Origin of the sequence: Burkholderia sp. Ac-20344, from assembly GCF_017104975.1 — a bacterium.
In the GTDB taxonomy this organism is placed as follows: Bacteria; Pseudomonadota; Gammaproteobacteria; order Burkholderiales; family Burkholderiaceae; genus Burkholderia.
Window position 1 is genome coordinate 1 of record NZ_JAAGPP010000315.1, and the last position, 2562, is coordinate 2562.

Sequence of the window (2562 nt, forward strand, 5' to 3'; positions counted from 1 at the left end):
TCGACGTGCTGCCGACCGGCCGCAATTTCTACTCGGTCGACACGCGCGCGGTGCCGACGCAGGCCGCGTGGTCGCTCGGCCTGAAATCCGCGCAGCAACTGATCGAGCGCCATCTGCAGGATCACGGCGACTATCCGCGCGCAATCGGCCTGTCCGTCTGGGGCACGGCGACGATGCGCACGGGCGGCGACGACATCGCGCAGGCATTCGCGCTGCTCGGCGTGCGGCCGAAATGGGCGCACGGCAGCCATCGCGTGACCGACTTCGAGATCCTGCCGATCGAGATCTTCGACCGGCCGCGCATCGACGTGACGCTGCGCGTGTCGGGCTTCTTCCGCGACGCGTTCCCGAACCTGATGCACCTGTTCGACGCGGCCGTGCAGGCAGTGGCCGCGCTCGACGAGCCCGAGGAGCTGAACCCGATTCGCGCGCGCATCGAGCGCGAACGCGCGAAATGGATCGCGCAGGGTGTGGCGCCGGACGACGCGCGGCGCCGCGCCGGCTGGCGCGTGTTCGGCGCGCGGCCGGGCAGCTACGGCGCGGGCCTGCAGGACCTGATCGACCAGCGCCGCTGGCAGACCGACGCCGATCTCGCGGATGCATACCGCCAGTGGGGCGGCCATGCGTATGCGCAGAACAGCGCGGGCGACGCCGCAGCCGACGTGTTCGGCGAGCGGCTGGCAACGATCGACGTCGTCGTGCAGAACCAGGACAGCCGCGAGCACGACATCCTCGATTCGAACGACTACTACCAGTTCCAGGGCGGGATGACCGCGGCCGTGCGGCACCTGTCCGGGCAGCAGCCGAGCATCTACCACGGCGACCATGCGAACCCGGTCGCGCCGAAGATGCGCACGCTGCGCGAGGAGATCGCGCGCGTGATCCGCTCGCGCGTCGTCAACCCGAAATGGCTCGACGGCGTGAAGCGCCACGGTTACAAGGGCGCGGCCGAGCTGGCGGCGACCGTCGACTACCTGTACGGCTATGACGCGACCGCGCGCGTGCTGTCCGATCACCAGTACGCGCTCGTCGCCGATGCGTACCTGTTCGACGACGCCACCCGCGCATTCCTCGAACGGCACAATCCGAAGGCGCTGCACGGCATCTGCGAACGCTTCGTCGAGGCGATGCAGCGCGGCCTGTGGCAGCAGCCGGGCGATTATCGCGAACGGATCGAAGCGGTCTGGCTCGCGAGCGAACAACTCCAGGAAGGGGGACGGCGATGACCGATCCGACGACGCACCGCGCCCGCGCGGTTTTTCCGTTTGCGGCGCTCGTCGCGCAGGATGCGCTGCAGCAGTCGCTGCTGCTCGCCGCGATCGACCCGTCGCTCGGCGGCGTGCTCGTGAGCGGGCCGCGCGGCACCGCAAAATCGACCGCGGCGCGCGGCCTCGCGGAGCTGTTGCCCGAAGGGCAGTTCGTCACGCTGCCGCTGTCGGCGAGCGACGAGCAGGTGACGGGCACGCTCGATCTCGCGCATGCACTCGCCGAAAACGGCGTGCGTTTCCGGCCGGGGCTGCTCGCGCGGGCGCATCTCGGCGTGCTGTATGTCGACGAAGTGAACCTGCTCGCCGACGGGCTCGTCGATACGCTGCTCGACGTCGCCGCGAGCGGCGTGAACATCGTCGAGCGCGATGGCGTGTCGCACGCGCACGATGCGCGCTTCGTGCTCGTCGGGACGATGAATCCCGAGGAAGGGGAGCTGCGTCCGCAGCTGCTCGACCGCTTCGGTTTGATGGTCGAGCTGGAAAATTGCTTCGACGCTGCACAACGCCAGCGGATCGTGAAGGCGCGGCTTGCATTCGATCTCGATCCGGATGCGTTCCGCGCACGTCATGCAGCCGCGCAGCGTGAACTCGGCGACCGGATTCACGCGGCACGCGCACGGCTGGCGGCGCTCGATTTCGACGATGCGGTCCATGCGCGCGTCAGCGCGCTGTGCATCGACGCGGCCGTCGACGGGCTGCGTGCCGATCTCGTGATGCTGCGCGCGGCGCGCGCGCTCGCCGCGCTGGAGCAGGCCGATGCGGTGACGGTGTCGCATGTGGAGCGTGTGGCCGACGCGGTGCTGCGGCACCGGCGCCATGCGGGGACGCCGCCCTCGTCCGGAGCGCCGCAGCACAACGACGAACGCGACGGTCGCGCTCCGCCCGCTGCGCGCGAGCGCTCGGACGATCCGTCGGGCGCGGCGAAGAACGACGCGACGGCATCACAGGGCGACTGGGGCTACCTGCCACCCGAACCCGCCGGGCTGCGCGACGTGAAAGGCGTGGTGCCGCTGCCGCTAAAAAAACGCTGAGCCATCGAGCCGGCGCTGCCGCGAACACCGTTCGCGGTCCTCGATGGCTATCAGGCGCAGCCGCGCGCGTGCCGGGTACGGCACGCACCGGCACGGCCGTGGCGTGGCCGGCGACGCTCGCCGCGACACGCGGCGGCCCGCTGCATCGCGACCATCTGCGCTTCCGGAGGCGCGCCGGCACGCCGCCCGCACTGCATTGCTTCGTGCTCGACTGCTCGGCGTCGATGCTGTCGCACGAGCGGCTCGCATTGGCGAAGGGGCTG

General features: G+C 70.4%; 2 protein-coding genes and 1 pseudogene. All 3 read left to right on the forward strand.

What is annotated here, in order from left to right:
• The coding region (locus G3N64_RS38710) for a cobaltochelatase subunit CobN (protein WP_205788842.1) at window positions 1-1226 on the forward strand (1226 nt) is incomplete at its 5' end.
• Complete coding sequence (locus G3N64_RS38715) at window positions 1223-2299, forward strand: ATP-binding protein (RefSeq protein ID WP_205788843.1); 1077 nt, start codon at window positions 1223-1225, stop codon at window positions 2297-2299. The genes G3N64_RS38710 and G3N64_RS38715, both read left to right, overlap by 4 nt.
• Before the next feature lie 68 nt (window positions 2300-2367).
• A pseudogene (locus G3N64_RS38720) lies at window positions 2368-2562 on the forward strand (magnesium chelatase); the annotation flags it as partial.

Excerpts from the sequence above, each read along its gene's own strand:
- G3N64_RS38715 (WP_205788843.1), top strand. The coding sequence starts at position 1,223 with ATGACCGATCCGACGACGCACCGCGCCCGCGCGGTTTTTCCGTTTGCG.